The organism is Chitinophaga qingshengii, from assembly GCF_014529935.1.
Lineage (GTDB): Bacteria > Bacteroidota > Bacteroidia > Chitinophagales > Chitinophagaceae > Chitinophaga > Chitinophaga qingshengii.
Map to the genome: position 1 here is coordinate 1729609 of NZ_JACVFC010000001.1, position 14869 is coordinate 1744477.

The window sequence follows — 14869 nt, forward strand, 5'->3', positions numbered from 1 at the left end:
TTTTAATGCCGGATAAAACGGGGATACATATAACATTCATAGCCCAGTCCACCATCCCTGACCTCCAGCTCCACACTATCTACTGTTTGCGGAGCGATACTATCGGGCAATGTCATTTTTCTGCTGTAACCATTTTTCTCTACCCTCACCCAATTGTATGTTTTGCTAACACGGCCACCACCACTGCTGGTACCATGTTCCAGCACCGGCAACGTTACTTTGGATGGTTCACCTGCCAGCACATAATTAGTAGTCATCACGAGTGCCGGCGGTAACCAGGATAACAGCAAAAACATAGTGGCTATATAGCCGGGATTATTCAACCGACCACCCGTAGGATTATCAAAAATACGGTTAAGCCAGTTATGGAGCACGCGTGAAGTCCACCAGGCAAATGGTATCCCCGCCCCCAGGAATAACAACCACATATATATCCTGGGCATAAAAGCCAGTTCATTAAAAGCAAATTGTATTACATGCAGCATCACAGCGACCATGGCTACTATAAAATACCAGGTGCCCATTAGTATTTCTTTCCAGTTAATTTTCTTCTTCATTGTTTCAGGCATAGGCGTAATCAATACCTGAAAAATACTGCTTTTTAACGGCAGTACCTATATTTTTTCACCTTCCACTATACTTACTTCAGTGATGTCCAGGTCGATAATGCGGGTAAGCCGGAGACCGGAACGGCGGAACAGTTCATCAAATTCTGCGGCTGTCCTTTCTTTTCCACCGGTTACCACCAACATGTTTACGTCCATGAATTTGGAACCGTGTAAGCTGTTATCTTCAGGTACCACGCCATCAACGATCAGTATTTTGCTTTCCTTTTTCATGGCTTTGCTGCATACGCTCAGGATACGGATAGCATCTTCATCATTCCAGTCATGGATGATCATTTTCAACAGATAGGCGTCAGCTCCTGCCGGTACCTGTTCAAAGAAGTTACCGCTGATAGTGATACAACGGTGACGCAGCAATGGATCTGCGGCCAGGATAGCGGCCGTTTGTTCTACCACATAAGGCACATCGAATACAATGCCTGCAGGCCCCGGCGTCTTTTTCAAAATGGCCGACAGCAGCGCACCATTGCTGCCACCTACGTCAATGATCGTGTCAAAAACAGAAAAATCATATTTATCCAGGATAGCCGGGCTCAGGAAGCTTGTCACGTCGGTCATCGCCTTCATAAAGTTCAGTCCTTTGTCCGCATGTGTTTTGTAAAACTTCCACAGGTCGGCACCATAATGCACATCAAAGGCTGTTTTACCAGTCCGGACGCTACCTTCCAGATCGCCCCAGGGCGCATAAAAATCACCTAATTCAGCCAACACAAAGGCTTTCATACTACCTTCCACATCCGCCATTAATGCCGTGGCATTGGGAGTATTAACAAACATGCCTGACGACTGTTCCTCAAAAATGCCGTTGGCTGCCAGTAGTTTCATGACCCGGTGTAAAGAAGGAGGATGTGTTCCCGTTTCTGCTGCAAGTCCGGCAATATCCATTGGTCCGCCGGACAAGATATCCGCAAGATTAAGTTTGGCGGCGACATATACACAACAGGAAACCCAGTGATTGGTAATATGCCGGAGAATGCCGGCAGTATGCTCAGGAGTGACATGTAAATCAGTACGCATATAAATCGGTTTTAAACGTGGTATCTTTAAAATTATCCTGCCTGCCTGCAACAGGCATCGCAGTCAGGTGTTTTATATTTAAAAGATTATTGTAACCCAACAACACCTGAACAATCTTATGAAAAGATCCCACTGGGCAGAGCCCTACAAAATCAAGATGGTAGAGCCACTGCGAAAAACGTCTCCCGAGGAGCGCAAAAAACTGATTGCAGCTGCCGGCTTCAACACTTTCCAGTTAAAGTCAGCAGATGTATACATTGATCTGCTTACCGACAGCGGTACCAGCGCCATGAGTGACCGTCAATGGGCCGGGATGATGCTGGGCGACGAAGCCTATTCCGGCAGCCGTAATTTCTTTCACCTGGAAGAGGTCGTGCAACAGTACTATGGATACCGTTACATTGTGCCCACCCATCAGGGACGCGGGGCCGAGCACCTCATCTCCCGCCTGCTGATACGGCCAGGCATGTACGTACCGGGTAATATGTATTTCACCACCACACGGCTTCATCAGGAGCTGGCAGGTGGTAATTTTATCGATGTGATTATAGATGAAGCCCATGATCCGGACTCCGTTTTTCCTTTTAAAGGCAATATCGATCTGCAAAAACTGGAAGCTGTCATCCAACAGGTGGGCGCTGCCAATATTGCCTATCTCAGTTTAGCCACCACCGTGAATATGGCAGGCGGGCAGCCCATATCGCTGGATAATATGCGGCAGGTACGGCGGCTCACACAGCAACATGGTATCCGTATTATCCATGATATGGCGCGGGTAGCTGAAAACGCCTTTATGATACAGCAGCATGAGCCCGGCTATGAACATAAAACCGTGGCCGCCATTGTGAAGGAAATCTGTGCCCTTACTGATGGCGCCGTCATGAGCGGCAAAAAAGATGCACTGGTTAACATAGGCGGGTTCCTGGCATTGAATGATGAAGGATTGTATGAAGAAGCCAAGAACCTGGTGATCGTTTACGAAGGTATGCATACCTATGGAGGCCTTGCCGGACGCGATATGGAAGCGATGGCTATCGGCATCACCGAATCGGTGGAAGAGGCACATATCGCCGCCCGTGTATACCAGGTGCACTACCTCGGCAATCTGCTCAAAGAAGCCGGTGTACCGGTATTAAATCCTATCGGTACCCATGGCGTGTTCCTCAATGCCCGCACCTTTCTGCCACATATCCCGCAAACCAGTTTCCCGGCGCAGGCGCTGACCGTAGCGTTGTATGAAACCGGCGGTATCCGTTCCGTAGAACGTGGCATTGTATCCGCAGGCCGTAACAAAGAAACCGGCGATCACCACTATCCCTCACTGGAGCTGGTACGCCTTGCTATCCCCAGAAGGGTGTATACCCTCTCGCATATGGATGTGGTAGCCGATACCATCATAGATGCCTATGAGAACAGGTTCAACATCCCCGGACTGGCGTTTACTTTGGAACCGAAGTACCTGCGGTTTTTCCAGGCCAGGTTTGAACAGCTGGCGCTGCAAACCGCTCCTATCGCATAATGTATGAGTACCCAGCCGGTAACGGCTGGGCCTTACAAGCTAATTATACATACCATGGGATAAAATTGTAAGTTGCAGGGTGATGACCGATTTTTCACCTTTATTGCAGCTCGATAAGGAAACGCTGACCACGCTGGCCAATGCCTATAGCAGCTACGCCACTTACCTGGACAGCGGAGCGTCTGACGATTATGCCACTATCGCGGGCAGCTATATGAAAGCCGCCGGCTATGAGATGTTGTATAACCAGGTTGCCGCCAGGGAATGGTTTACCCGGGCCACGACATTCTTTACCCGCGCTACCGATACCTACGGTATTATTGCAGCCATCTGCAGTAACCAGTCCATTGATATGGATGCTGGTCCTGATCCTACGCCCGATCTGCAATTTTACCAGCTATTAAACAGCTATTTCCAGGGTACCGCTGTCGATATATCCGCCTGGCAGGAACCTGCCGGCAGGCTTCAAATACCTATCCGGTTGTACATAGAGGCGCTGGAAGCAACAGCAGATGCTACAACGGCAAATGAACTGGCGGCCATATGGAAGCCGCTACTCACGCGCATGCATACACGCCCGCGATTACTCAGTAAAGATACCCGGCGATGGCAAAGTCTCGAAGGGACTATTAATCCGATAGAACCCGAAACCGTGGCGACTTGTATAACATTGCTGGTGGTGGCAAACCGGCAGGGGATAACGTGGGAAGATTTGGAAGAGATGATCGGACAGCAGAAAGATGCGGGGTTTATTGCGGTGAAACTGGCGCTGGCATTGATGGCTGTAGCATAGAGCGTATCTAATTCTTAAACTTTTTATAATAACCACTGCTTAACCTCCAATAAACAAAGTCAACTTCAATGTCAGCCGGATTTCCGGCTAATTTTGCCACTTCCTTACAATAACCTGTTTTCAGCATGAGTACTAAGTTTGCCCGCTTTCTGAATACACAACAACAAATTGATGATTTTTTATCAGGACCATTAGGTTTGGATACATCTACTCTCCCGGAGGATGTTCCTGCAAAAATTATTACGTGTGAAAAAGGGGTATTGGATGGTCTTGAAAATCCGACTTCATTTTCCAATCATTACAGAGTTAAAAAATATACTGATCATAAACAAAGACTAGCTTTGCGGAACACTATAGTTCAAGAGCTATTCACCCAACAATTATTGGAAAACGATGACAACATTTGTCTTGGGAGAGGGGGGGCGATGCCACAAAACCCTACCAGAAAAAAGCAAGCCTTTATGCTAATAGGTTTGCCCGCATCAGGCAAGTCCAGCGTAGCAGCGCAAATAGCCCAAAATAAAGGCGCCGTGGTACTTGATTCAGATCTTGCCAAGCGGAAATTGCCTGAATATGCGCAATATCCATGGGGTGCTTCCCTCGTAAATGCGGAGTCTTCAATGATTGTTTTTGGTGATAAAAACGATCAGTCTTTTATATCACTGTACGAACAGGTTGTAAAGGAGAAGTACAATGTCGTTATTCCCAAGATTGGGGCGGAACCGGAAGATATCCTACCCTATTGTATTAATTTAAAAAAACTAAAATATAAAGTACATTTAACGTTGGTTTATTTACCCAAAGAAAAATCCACGGTCAGGGCGCTAAATCGTTATCTGTGCTCCAACCGCTACATTCCATTGACACTTATATTTGATGTCTTCAGTAACAATCCGGCATTAACCTACTTTAAGCTGAAAAATGCCAAACATGATTATTTTGATACATTTGGTATCATCAACACCGATGTTCCCCCCAAATCCTCGTTTTTACACACAGATATTTCCGGGAATACCAATCCAGCAAAAATGTATAAAAAAGCAAAAAATGCCCTAATTTAGTGTTATGAATACTTCCAAATCAAAAGACAAACGTACCACATCAACGGTCCTTCCCAAAGCAAAGAAATCCAGCTTCAGGAACCGTTACAACGCAGCAATGGTCATATTATCAGATATTACCAAAGCTGAAATTGATGCTATGAGTGCTGCAACCGACCGTGTATTAAAGCAAAAACAAAAAGCCTGAGTTCTACTTCACTCTTTTTATCCGCCTTACCACTGTATAATCCCCGGTAACCTCTTCCTTATAATTCAGGTAATCTGCAAAAATTTCCGGGTCTCTATAATAGGTACCTGCGCTCAGGTATCCCACATCCAGCCCACCGCCACCACAGAGATTACAACCGCCATCGCCGCCTTTGAGAAAGTAATCTCCCTGTCCCATTATTTCATAACGGTAAGGGTCATACGCTATTACCAATCCGAAGTGGTTGGGCGTTTCCAGGTAATTGCCTTCGTCTCCCGGATTGAAGTAGCGGTATTTTTTGTGATGATCGATGGCATCACCCCAGGGGTAAAACGAACGTGTTCCGCCGCCACAGAGGTATTCCCATTCATCTTCGGCAGGCAGCTGAAATCCGGTATTCTCTATTTCCGCCAGCAGTTCTTCATGGGACGAGGGTCGGTACAGAAAAGCGGTGATGTTATCACCATTCTTGATGAGCCGGAAACTGTCATTCACCGTATAATTCCATTGTTCACGGGAGGAGGCTTTCACTTCCGCGAATGTTTTCTCAAAATAATCATCGGATACAAGACGCTCGTCGGTAATATCTACCGGGAAATATCCGGTTGGCTGGTACCGCCGTTCCACGAGCATGGGGCCGATGGTAACGGTGCGTACGGGAGACAACCGTTCCCTGATATAGTCATCGATCTCGCCCAAACCCATACCAAACATTTCCCTGATGCTATCCCTGGTTTCGGCGGTCATATTCCAGGATTCCAGTCCCAGTACCACGGTATCGCCAGGCACAAAAACAAACTCCGCGCCTTTATAATCCAGTATCGCTGTGTAGGTATGCTGACCGAATTTGTGGAAGGTTTCAAAACGCTGCACAGTAAATTCCGGAAACTGTGTCCGGAGCAGCTGTTGAAGAATAGCTTCCGCCTCAGCCTGGGGCAATGCATTCCATGTCTTGCGGTCGTAAATCTGGGTTACGCTCATGAATGTAGGATGATTTTCAGCCCACTAATGTAGAAAATCTTTTTCAGGATTTAAGCAGGGAAGCATAGTGCCATGTTTGCAACCGGCCATTTCCGATAATATTGAACTCTACTTTTTGCGTGCTGTCTTTTCCCTTGAGCGTCAGGGTAATTTTGTTATCGCCTTTTTTCAGCGGGATACGCGAATAATAAATAGAATGCGGTAAGCTTTGCCAGTTGCGGGTATCCGCTTTTTCTGCCAGCAGCGTGAGCAGGTTAAATAACTCACCGGCGACTTCGTCATTTTTCCGGATCTCGTATTCTGCCAGTTTTTTAATGGCTAGCCGGGTGAGCGCCAGTCCCATTTCTTTCAGGAAACGTTCCTGTAAAGTACGGAAGGCCAGCTGATTCACATCTTCTACTTTTTCCAGGGTGGTGGAAAACGTACTGTCCCGTTGTATATCGGCAGCGGTGTAGTACAGTGGTTGTTCTACATAACTGGGGAAAGCCACCCGAAAGGCTTCCAGGTGGCGCCGTAACTGATGACAGGAGTCGCGTGGGAACAGGTTGAAATCGAAAGGTATGACGACTTGTGTATTAGGATCTGTAAATACAAAATTACCCGGACCTCTTTCTGTGAGGGTGAAGAAAAAATTTGTTTCCGCTTTTACCGGCGCCAGTCCGTTTTCCCAGATTACCAATACTGCACCACCGTCATCGCTGGTCGGTGGCTGGTATACCCGGCCAAACTGTTTTTCATAATAGGCCACCTCCTGACTAAAACCCAGTTGGGAAGCAGTATGTAAAAGATCTACCTGCAGTTGGGCAGGCATTTCCACGCCATAGTAGCGATGGTCCGGATTTTTAAGGAAAATATCCGCCGCGTTACGATAGGAAATAAAAGCGTTGTTCACATCGCCGGCGCTTTCGTATACGATGCCTTGTACAATCAGGGAGAAAGCATCGTTACTATATTTTTTATCGCTATTTTTTTTACGGTCGTTGAGGGCATAGGTGCCCAGTGTGATACGGCGGGCTTCCACTTCTGCTTCTTCCACCTGATGAAGTTTCAGATAGTTGATAGATTTGTAATAGTGGATCAGCAATCGTTCAAAATCTTCTCCCTGGTATATCTGCATAGCTGGATTCACCACCAGTCCCAGTGTCTGGTCCAGCACCTTGCTGCCACGGTGGCTATTTAACAGCGAGTCGGCTGCATTGAAATACAGGTTGCTTTCCTGGTATCGGCCCTGGAGGAAAGCGGTTTTTCCTTTTTCCATGTTAAACAGCAGTTTATTGCGGCCATAGCGGAAAAAGCGGGCTTTGTCCAGCTGACTGGCAGCATCGTCAAAACGGCCGTTTGACACCGCATCATAATAGGGAGCAACTGCGTTGTTATACGTACGGCATGAAAAAAAGAAGGGTATAGCCAATGAGAGTAGCAGCCACCACTTCCATTGACGAACGGAAATAAACATGATACGCGGTTAAGATAAAAATGTGCGCCGGCAAAACACAGACAGCACCGGCGCACGGTTACACACAGCGGTAACAGTTTGTAGGCTAATTCTTCACATATTTGGCGATCTTCTTATTGCCAATCCATTTTACTTCGTTGCTTTGCAGGTCGGTCAGTTCCAGGTCTACCTGATAATACACCACCATTTGCCGCTTATGTGAATCTACGATAGAGTTGATACTACCTTGCAATATATAGTCAGCCCCTACTTCGAGGCCCCATTTTTTCATGGTAGATACGGAAGCATTTTTTTGTTGATCTGCCCGTTCACCGCGCAGTTCCTCTCTTTTGGAGCCGCCCTGTACCAGTCTTACTTTCTGGGTAGTTACGAAAGAGCGTTCCATGTCTTTGATGAAAGTTTCCGCGTCGATGTGTTCATGGCTTTTGTTGGCGACCATGCCTACAATTACGACCGGTTTTTTACCGCCGTGTTGTTGCATGAATTCAGAGAGCCAGTTTTCGCCCAGGGCGCTGCCGATCATTTCTTCTGCGGTGAGCCGTGAGTCGGTATTATTCCAGCGGCCGCTGATATCGATCTGTTGTTTTTCATCTACCCGGGTTACCCTGCGGGGGGCGCATCCCTGTATAACGGCAGCAGACATAAGTATCCCGATAAATGCGGGCGCATTAATTTTAAACATCAGGTTGAAATTTTAAAAAAATGGTATACTAACGGAAAAGCATGTACGTACCTAAAGCCAGCGTAGTAGCCGTAGCCAGGTTGTACCATTGATAAGCAGGCGCATAGCTGTAATGGTGCCGGTAGCCATGATAACCGTAGCTATATCCCGGATAGCCGTAACCGTAGTTATAACCGGGATAGCTCCAGGAATCCCAGGCGCCCCAGGACCAGGCACGACGGCGTTCGCGGCGATCCTGCCTTCTTTGTTCCCGCCGCTCCGCTTTCGCTTCCATAAACTGGTAGGCCTTATACGTTTGTTGGCGGGTGGTACCTTCCTGTGCCGTCAGCGAATCTTCGCTGATCAGGTATAAGTTCATACTTTCCTGGTAGCGGGGGTTCTGGTCAGGCAGCAGTGGCTGCTGTGCTACAGCAGGCATGGACATGACAAGCAGGCAGGTAATAATACCAGCGCAGCAGCAGTGATGGCTCATAAAGTACCTCATAAAATTTGTTGTATTCATTATAGTGACGCATCCCGAAAAATCTCCCCCTACCGTAGGGCGTGTTAAAAAAGCGTTAAGGTGTTTTTACGAAACATTTTAAGGTGCGGGAACGTTATGCAAAACAAAACGGCTGTTATATATGTCGACCGTATCACTCCGCAGTGCAGCCGGCAGATGGGTGGTTACCTCCTCCATTCTGGCTTCAGCCATGGCTTTTATTGACGGTACTGCGCTCAATGTGGTACTGCCCTCCCTGCAGCGCAGCCTGCATGCTTCGGGAGCCGAACTATTTTGGGTACTGAATGCCTATATGCTGATGCTGGCAGCACTTATTTTGCTGGGAGGTACCTTGGGCGACCGGCTGGGACGGCGCCGTATCTTCATGACCGGCATTTTTATTTTCATGGCCGGTTCCGCCGCCTGCGGACTAGCAGGCACCGTTTTCTGGCTCATCCTGTTCCGGGTGATACAGGGTATTGGCGGGGCGTTGATGATCCCCGGCAGCCTGTCGCTCATTTCTTCCGCCATTGATGAGGCAGAGCGCGGGAAAGCCATCGGCACCTGGTCATCCGTGACCACGCTGGTGACCATTGGCGGCCCCATACTGGGCGGCGCACTGGCCGATGCCGGTTTATGGCGGTATATCTTTTTTATTAATATACCCATTGGCGTTATTGCGCTTTTATGCCTGTGGTGGAAAGTAAAGGAGCAGGAAATACCGGCAGAGGCGCCTCCGCAGGACTATCCGGGTGCGGTGCTCATCGTAGGCGGGCTCGCCCTGCTGAACTTCGGTTTCCTGCGGATGCCGGTGGCCGGTTTTGATAGCCTGCCGGCTTATGGCAGTATTATCGCGGGCCTGGCGCTGCTGGCAGCTTTTGTGATTACCGAAAAAAGAAGCCGGCACCCAATGCTGCCTTTATATCTCTTTAATAACCGTACTTTCAGTGGCGCCAATCTGCTGACTTTTTTTCTCTATGGCGGTCTTAGTGGCAGTATGTTATTTCTGTCGCTAAATATGGTGCAGGTACAGGGTTACAGTCAACTCGAATCCGGCCTTTCCTTTCTGCCCTTTACGCTGCTGATGGTATTCCTGGCGCGTTTGGCGGGCAGCATGGCTGATAAGTACGGTCCCCGCTGGTTTTTGATTATCGGGCCGTTGCTGGCGGGCACCGGTATGCTGTTATTATCATTGGTACAGGAAACCAGCGGGCCGGCCAGTTACTGGACCACTTTTTTCCCTGGCATTTTTGTGCTGGGCTTAGGGATGACGCTTACCGTGGCGCCACTCACTGCTACCGTGATGGGTTGTGTAGGCAGTCAGCTTTCCGGCACCGCCTCCGGAGTGAACAATGCGGTAACGAGAATCGCCGGGGTGTTTGCCGTAGCGGTTTTCGGGGCGATGGCGGTGTTGTTTTTCTCCGGCTCCATGTTGCCCTCCCTGCAAAATGTATCCCTGACACCGGCCCAGGAAACAGCCGTGATGGCGCAGACCGCCAACCTGGGGAATGCGGCGGTTCCGGAGGGATTATCCCGTCCGCAGCAGGTATTTATCTCCCATCTGTATCATCAGCATTTTATACAGACGTATGGAAAAATTATGGCCATGTGCGGATTCCTGGGATGGCTGGGCAGTATCATGGCCTGGATCTTTATCCGGAAGGATAAAGTCCCGGGAAAATAATGGAAATATAGGGACGGCGACGTAGTTTTGTTCAAACTACAGGTATGCGGTACCTCGCCTTCTTCCTCTATATGTGTTTATATTTTCCGGCCCTATCCCAAACTCCCGGTAAGATAATCTTCAGTAGCCAACGCAGCACCGGCGCCATCAACACATCCTACACCCTTACTCCGCAAAGCAACCTCTTTTTTACGGCATACCTGGATAGTCCGTTGATCCGTTATTTACAGGCATTGGCGCCTGACGCCGGTCAGCAGGTGCTGTTACAACAAGGCAACTATCAGTTTAGCCTATACGTAGATAAACACCTGTGTTATCAAAGCAATCTGCACCCCGGAGCGCCTTCGGCAGATGCCAAACTGAAAGACACCGTTATCAGCAAACCATTGATCTGCCATGATAAAGGCAGCGCCATGTGGAGCCAGTATTTCTGGATGCGGTTCCTGAACAACGGCGGTGATAGTGCGCTCACTGAAGGCCCACACCTGCTGACGATGGAAATAAGGCCTTATTTCAATGATCCTGCAAAAGGAATGACAACTGGTGCAGTGATAGCCCGCGGAGAACTGTCCATGCTGGTTAACCGCCAGCCGGTGATTGATACGGCACAGATCACATTAAACACGTTGAAGCCATATGATGGTTTACCGGTTTCCCACGATCACTTCAATCGCAGCACCATCAAACTACTCAAAGGCAATATAGAAGCGGGCGTCTTTCAGCAGATCACCAGCATAGCGGTGCTCCGCAACGGACAACTGCTTATCGAAGAATATTTTAACGGCTCGGGCCGGGATTCCATGCATGATGTACGTTCTGTTGGCAAGTCCTTTGCCAGCGCTATAACCGGCATCGCGCTAAGAGACCAGTACCTGAAAAACACAGATCAGCCGCTGTCGGACTTTTACGATCTTCATCACTTTAACAACTATTCGGCAGACAAAGCACGGACATCCCTGAAAACCTTACTGACCATGAGCAGCGGCTTTGATGGCGATGACAACGACGATCAGTCGCCCGGTAACGAGGAAAACATGTACCCAACGGACAACTGGGTAAAATTCGCGCTGGACTTACCTTTCAAGCCAACGCAACCTCCCGGGCAATGGCATTATTTCACGGCTGGCGTGGTGGTACTGGGCGATATACTGCACCAGCGCGTACCCGGTGGACTGGAAACATATGCTGATCAGCAACTTTTCCGGCCATTGGGGATCAAACACTACGCATGGCAGCATACCCCTCAGGGCGTCGCCAGTACAGCCGGCGGCATCCGAATGAATACCCTGGACTTTGCGAAATTCGGACTGTTATATCAACAACAGGGACGCTGGCAGGGAAAACAAGTGATCCCCGCCAGCTGGGTACAGCAGACCTTCACCCGGCATAAAGTTATCCCGGGCAGACAGGAAGAATATTACGGTTATCTCTTCTGGAATAAAACATTCCGTATACATGGCAAAGCGTATGAAGCGTACTACTGCTCAGGCAATGGTGGCAATTATATCCTGGTTTTCCGTAATGCACCGCTGGTAGTAGTGATTACCGCCGAAGCCTATAATCTTCCCTACGCCCATCCGCAGGTGAATAAGATACTGCAACAATATCTCCTGCCGGCAGTATTACCCTGATAATTCTTTTTTGGAATATCCGCAACTTATTTATACATTTACGTAACTAGTTACGCAATTAATTACAATATAGATGGAATTCTTCAATACAGTCGGCAAAATGGCCATAGGCAGCAGGTTACGGCTGCTAACCGACAAAATAACGGAAGATGCGGCCCAGGTGTACAGCATGTACGGCATCAGCATGCAGCCTAAATGGTTCCCGGTATTTTATGTACTGTCCCAGGGGGAACACAAAACGATTACGGAAATAGCCAAAGAGATAGAACATTCCCATGTATCGGTGAGCAAGATCGTGCGGGAGATGGTGCAAAAGGGTTTCATCAAGGAGAAAAAAGATAAAACAGACGGCCGTAAAACGCTGGTAGGCCTGTCTCCTAAAGGCATGGAGGTCAACGAAAAAATTGCCGCGCAATACCAGGATGTTAACAATGCCATCGAAGAATTATCTGCCCAAACAAAAAACGATTTGTGGAAGGCCATGGAAGAATGGGAGTTCTTACTGGAACAGAAATCCTTATTGCGCCGGGTACAGGAACAACGAAAACTACGGGAAAGCAGCTACGTAAAAGTGGTACCCTACGAAGCGGCTTACAGAAAAGCATTCCACGACCTCAACGAAGCATGGATATCCACCTACTTTAAAATGGAACCATCCGATTACAAAGCGCTGGATGACCCTGAAGGACATATCCTGCAAAAAGGCGGACATATTTTTGTAGCCCTCTACAAAGATGAACCGGTGGGTGTAGTAGCGCTGGTTCCGATGGATGATCCGGATTACGATTACGAACTGGCTAAGATGGCCGTTTCTCCGCTGGCACAGGGTAAAAGCATCGGCTGGCTGCTGGGCACTGCGCTCATCGCCAAAGCCCGCGAACTGGGTGCATCCAAAATATACCTGGAAAGCAATACCATCCTGAAGCCGGCTATCAGCCTGTATCACAAGATGGGCTTCCGGAAAGTGGCAGCCAGGGTTTCACCGTATGAGCGCGCCAATATCCAAATGGAACTGGTGTTATAAAAAACGTTGCTGTATCAGCGCCATAAAATCAGGACGGAATTTTTCGCTTAACGGAATACGTTTATCCGCAATGTGAATATGGTTATCCTGTATCCGCTCTATCTGGCTGGTATTAACGATATAGGAGTTATGTACGCGGATAAAGGGAGGGCCAAGCTGCTCCGCAATGTCTTTCAGGCGTTTGTATACCAATACTTCTTCTTTGCTGGTAACTACCCGTACATATTCTTTCTCTCCTTCAAAGTACAACAGGTCCTGCAGCCGGATACGCTGCAACGTTTTGCCGGACTTCACAAAGAAATAATCCTGCTGGTCGGGTTGTTCTTCTGCTTTTTCTACTGCTGTACCCTGCCGGAAACTGGCCTCTATTTTCTGACGTGCTGCCAGGAAACGGGTGAGCGTAATAGGTTTCAGCAGGTAGTCCAGCGTTTGGTAATTATAGCTGGCAGCAGCAAATTCAGAATAGGCCGTCGTAAAAACGATCTTCACCTGACTGGGTAGCAGCCCTGCCAGCTCCATGCCATTGAGCCGCGGCATATTGATATCGAGGAACACCACATCTGCCTTGTGATGTTTCAGACACTCCAGCGCTTCCAGCGCATTATAACATTTACCCACAATATGCCAGTCGGTAGTCTGCTGAATATGCAGTTCCAGCAGCTTTATGGCATTGGGTTCATCATCCACGATCAGGCAGTTCAAACTCATAATGGGACGGTTAAGGAGGCATTAAAATGGTTATCTGATCTGTCAGTCTTTAGCTCGAAGTTGTTACCATACAATAATACCAGGCGTTTTCGCAGGTTATCAATGCCTGAACCGCGCTGGCTGACGGCTACAACCTCCCGGGGCACTTCATTACGGGTACTGAAAGTGAGGTGGTTGTTCCGGCATAACAATGATATTTCTATCTGATTACGGGTGCTGGTTTTATCGATACCATGCTTAAAAATGTTCTCTACAAAGGTCATTAAAAGCATAGGCGGAATACGACAGTCTTCATCGACATCCTTGTTAAAGGTTAAACCAATTTCATGCCGGATACGTATTTTTTCGAGGGCGATATAATTTTCCAGGAACTTTATTTCAGTAGATAAATTGACTTTGTCTTTCGGGCTTTCATCCACAAAATAACGCATGATGTCCGATAACCTTTCTATCAGCAAAGCCGTGCGCGGCGCTTCCCGGAAAGCCTCATAATAAATGTTGTTAAGCGTGTTAAACAGGAAATGTGGCTGCACCTGTGACTTCAGCAGTTCCAGCTCCGTTTGCGCATGCTGCTGCTGCATTTTTTCTGTCTTCTGTTTTAATATAAAATAGGCAATAAAAATCCGCAGGATAAAACTGAGTAAAAAAACGGTGAGCATACCGGACAGGTAACGCATCAGGATCATCGTGGTTACGTGCTGGTCTTCTTTAGGATTAAAGAAGGTATTGTACAACCACATCATACCGTAGGTTCTGATGAGCACCGCCCCTATCAAAAATACCAGCACAGCCATGATATACTGTACCTTTCTGTTTTTCAACCACAAACGGGGATACAAAAAACTGATATTACCGTAAATCACCAGGGCATAAAAACCGGTGTTAAACGATGCATACGCGATTGCCTGTGTAAAGCCATCTTCCGGCAATAGTGTAAAAAACAACAGCAAAAACAACAGCCCCCACATACCCCATTGTATCCGTAACATGACAGACATCTCTTTAAAAATCTTCATAGC

15 protein-coding genes are annotated in these 14869 nt (G+C 48.0%); 7 read left to right on the forward strand and 8 right to left on the reverse strand.

The features are described 5' to 3' along the window. Window positions 1-2: 2 nt before the first annotated feature. Both ICL07_RS06465 and ICL07_RS06470 read right to left on the reverse strand, forming a co-directional pair. Window positions 3-557: a hypothetical protein gene (locus ICL07_RS06465; RefSeq protein WP_188087100.1), complete on the reverse strand. Its 555-nt coding sequence runs from the start codon at window positions 555-557 to the stop codon at window positions 3-5. Between the two features lie 57 nt (window positions 558-614). After that, the gene (locus tag ICL07_RS06470) at window positions 615-1643 is read right to left on the reverse strand and encodes a methyltransferase (RefSeq protein WP_188087101.1); all 1029 of its coding nucleotides are present in this window, start codon (window positions 1641-1643) and stop codon (window positions 615-617) included. 118 nt (window positions 1644-1761) lie between these two features. On the opposite strand from ICL07_RS06470, the gene ICL07_RS06475 reads away from it, so the two are divergent. From ICL07_RS06475 to ICL07_RS06490, 4 genes are all read left to right on the forward strand, one after another. Beyond that, window positions 1762-3162 (forward strand): tyrosine phenol-lyase, encoded by a 1401-nt coding sequence (locus tag ICL07_RS06475; RefSeq protein WP_188087102.1) that lies wholly within the window; start codon window positions 1762-1764, stop codon window positions 3160-3162. An 82-nt stretch (window positions 3163-3244) separates the two neighbouring features. Next, complete coding sequence (locus tag ICL07_RS06480) at window positions 3245-3955, forward strand: hypothetical protein (protein ID WP_188087103.1); 711 nt, start codon at window positions 3245-3247, stop codon at window positions 3953-3955. Between the two features lie 125 nt (window positions 3956-4080). Then, complete coding sequence (locus ICL07_RS06485; protein WP_188087104.1) at window positions 4081-5016, forward strand: zeta toxin family protein; 936 nt, start codon at window positions 4081-4083, stop codon at window positions 5014-5016. Between the two features lie 4 nt (window positions 5017-5020). Continuing rightward, complete coding sequence (locus ICL07_RS06490) at window positions 5021-5203, forward strand: hypothetical protein (RefSeq protein ID WP_188087105.1); 183 nt, start codon at window positions 5021-5023, stop codon at window positions 5201-5203. 3 nt (window positions 5204-5206) lie between these two features. Here the strand turns inward: ICL07_RS06490 and ICL07_RS06495 are convergent, their stop codons facing one another. The 4 genes from ICL07_RS06495 to ICL07_RS06510 all read right to left on the reverse strand — a co-directional run bounded on the left by ICL07_RS06495 (window position 5207) and on the right by ICL07_RS06510 (window position 8806). Continuing rightward, window positions 5207-6184 carry a formylglycine-generating enzyme family protein gene (locus ICL07_RS06495; protein ID WP_188087106.1) on the reverse strand — a complete coding sequence of 326 codons (978 nt, stop codon included), beginning with the start codon at window positions 6182-6184 and terminating at the stop codon, window positions 5207-5209. Window positions 6185-6227: 43 nt separating this feature from the next. After that, the gene (locus ICL07_RS06500) at window positions 6228-7640 is read right to left on the reverse strand and encodes a COG3014 family protein (protein WP_188087107.1); all 1413 of its coding nucleotides are present in this window, start codon (window positions 7638-7640) and stop codon (window positions 6228-6230) included. Window positions 7641-7725: 85 nt separating this feature from the next. Further along, window positions 7726-8322 carry a penicillin-binding protein activator LpoB gene (locus ICL07_RS06505; protein WP_188087108.1) on the reverse strand — a complete coding sequence of 199 codons (597 nt, stop codon included), beginning with the start codon at window positions 8320-8322 and terminating at the stop codon, window positions 7726-7728. Between the two features lie 28 nt (window positions 8323-8350). Then, window positions 8351-8806: a hypothetical protein gene (locus ICL07_RS06510; protein WP_188087109.1), complete on the reverse strand. Its 456-nt coding sequence runs from the start codon at window positions 8804-8806 to the stop codon at window positions 8351-8353. Between the two features lie 139 nt (window positions 8807-8945). On the opposite strand from ICL07_RS06510, the gene ICL07_RS06515 reads away from it, so the two are divergent. The 3 genes from ICL07_RS06515 to ICL07_RS06525 all read left to right on the forward strand — a co-directional run bounded on the left by ICL07_RS06515 (window position 8946) and on the right by ICL07_RS06525 (window position 13142). Continuing rightward, window positions 8946-10487, forward strand: a complete 1542-nt coding sequence (locus tag ICL07_RS06515) for an MFS transporter (RefSeq protein WP_188087110.1) — start codon at window positions 8946-8948, stop codon at window positions 10485-10487. Window positions 10488-10531: 44 nt separating this feature from the next. Next, entirely contained in the window at window positions 10532-12118 is a 1587-nt protein-coding gene (locus tag ICL07_RS06520) for a serine hydrolase domain-containing protein (protein ID WP_188087111.1), read from the forward strand. 73 nt (window positions 12119-12191) lie between these two features. After that, window positions 12192-13142, forward strand: coding sequence for a bifunctional helix-turn-helix transcriptional regulator/GNAT family N-acetyltransferase (locus tag ICL07_RS06525; RefSeq protein WP_188087112.1), 951 nt, complete (start codon window positions 12192-12194; stop codon window positions 13140-13142). Here the strand turns inward: ICL07_RS06525 and ICL07_RS06530 are convergent. After that, entirely contained in the window at window positions 13137-13850 is a 714-nt protein-coding gene (locus ICL07_RS06530) for a LytR/AlgR family response regulator transcription factor (protein ID WP_188087113.1), read from the reverse strand. The two genes, ICL07_RS06525 and ICL07_RS06530, sit on opposite strands and share 6 nt — an antisense overlap. Then, window positions 13847-14866 carry a sensor histidine kinase gene (locus tag ICL07_RS06535; protein ID WP_188087114.1) on the reverse strand — a complete coding sequence of 340 codons (1020 nt, stop codon included), beginning with the start codon at window positions 14864-14866 and terminating at the stop codon, window positions 13847-13849. Before ICL07_RS06535 ends, ICL07_RS06530 begins: the two co-directional genes overlap by 4 nt. Window positions 14867-14869 lie beyond the last annotated feature (3 nt).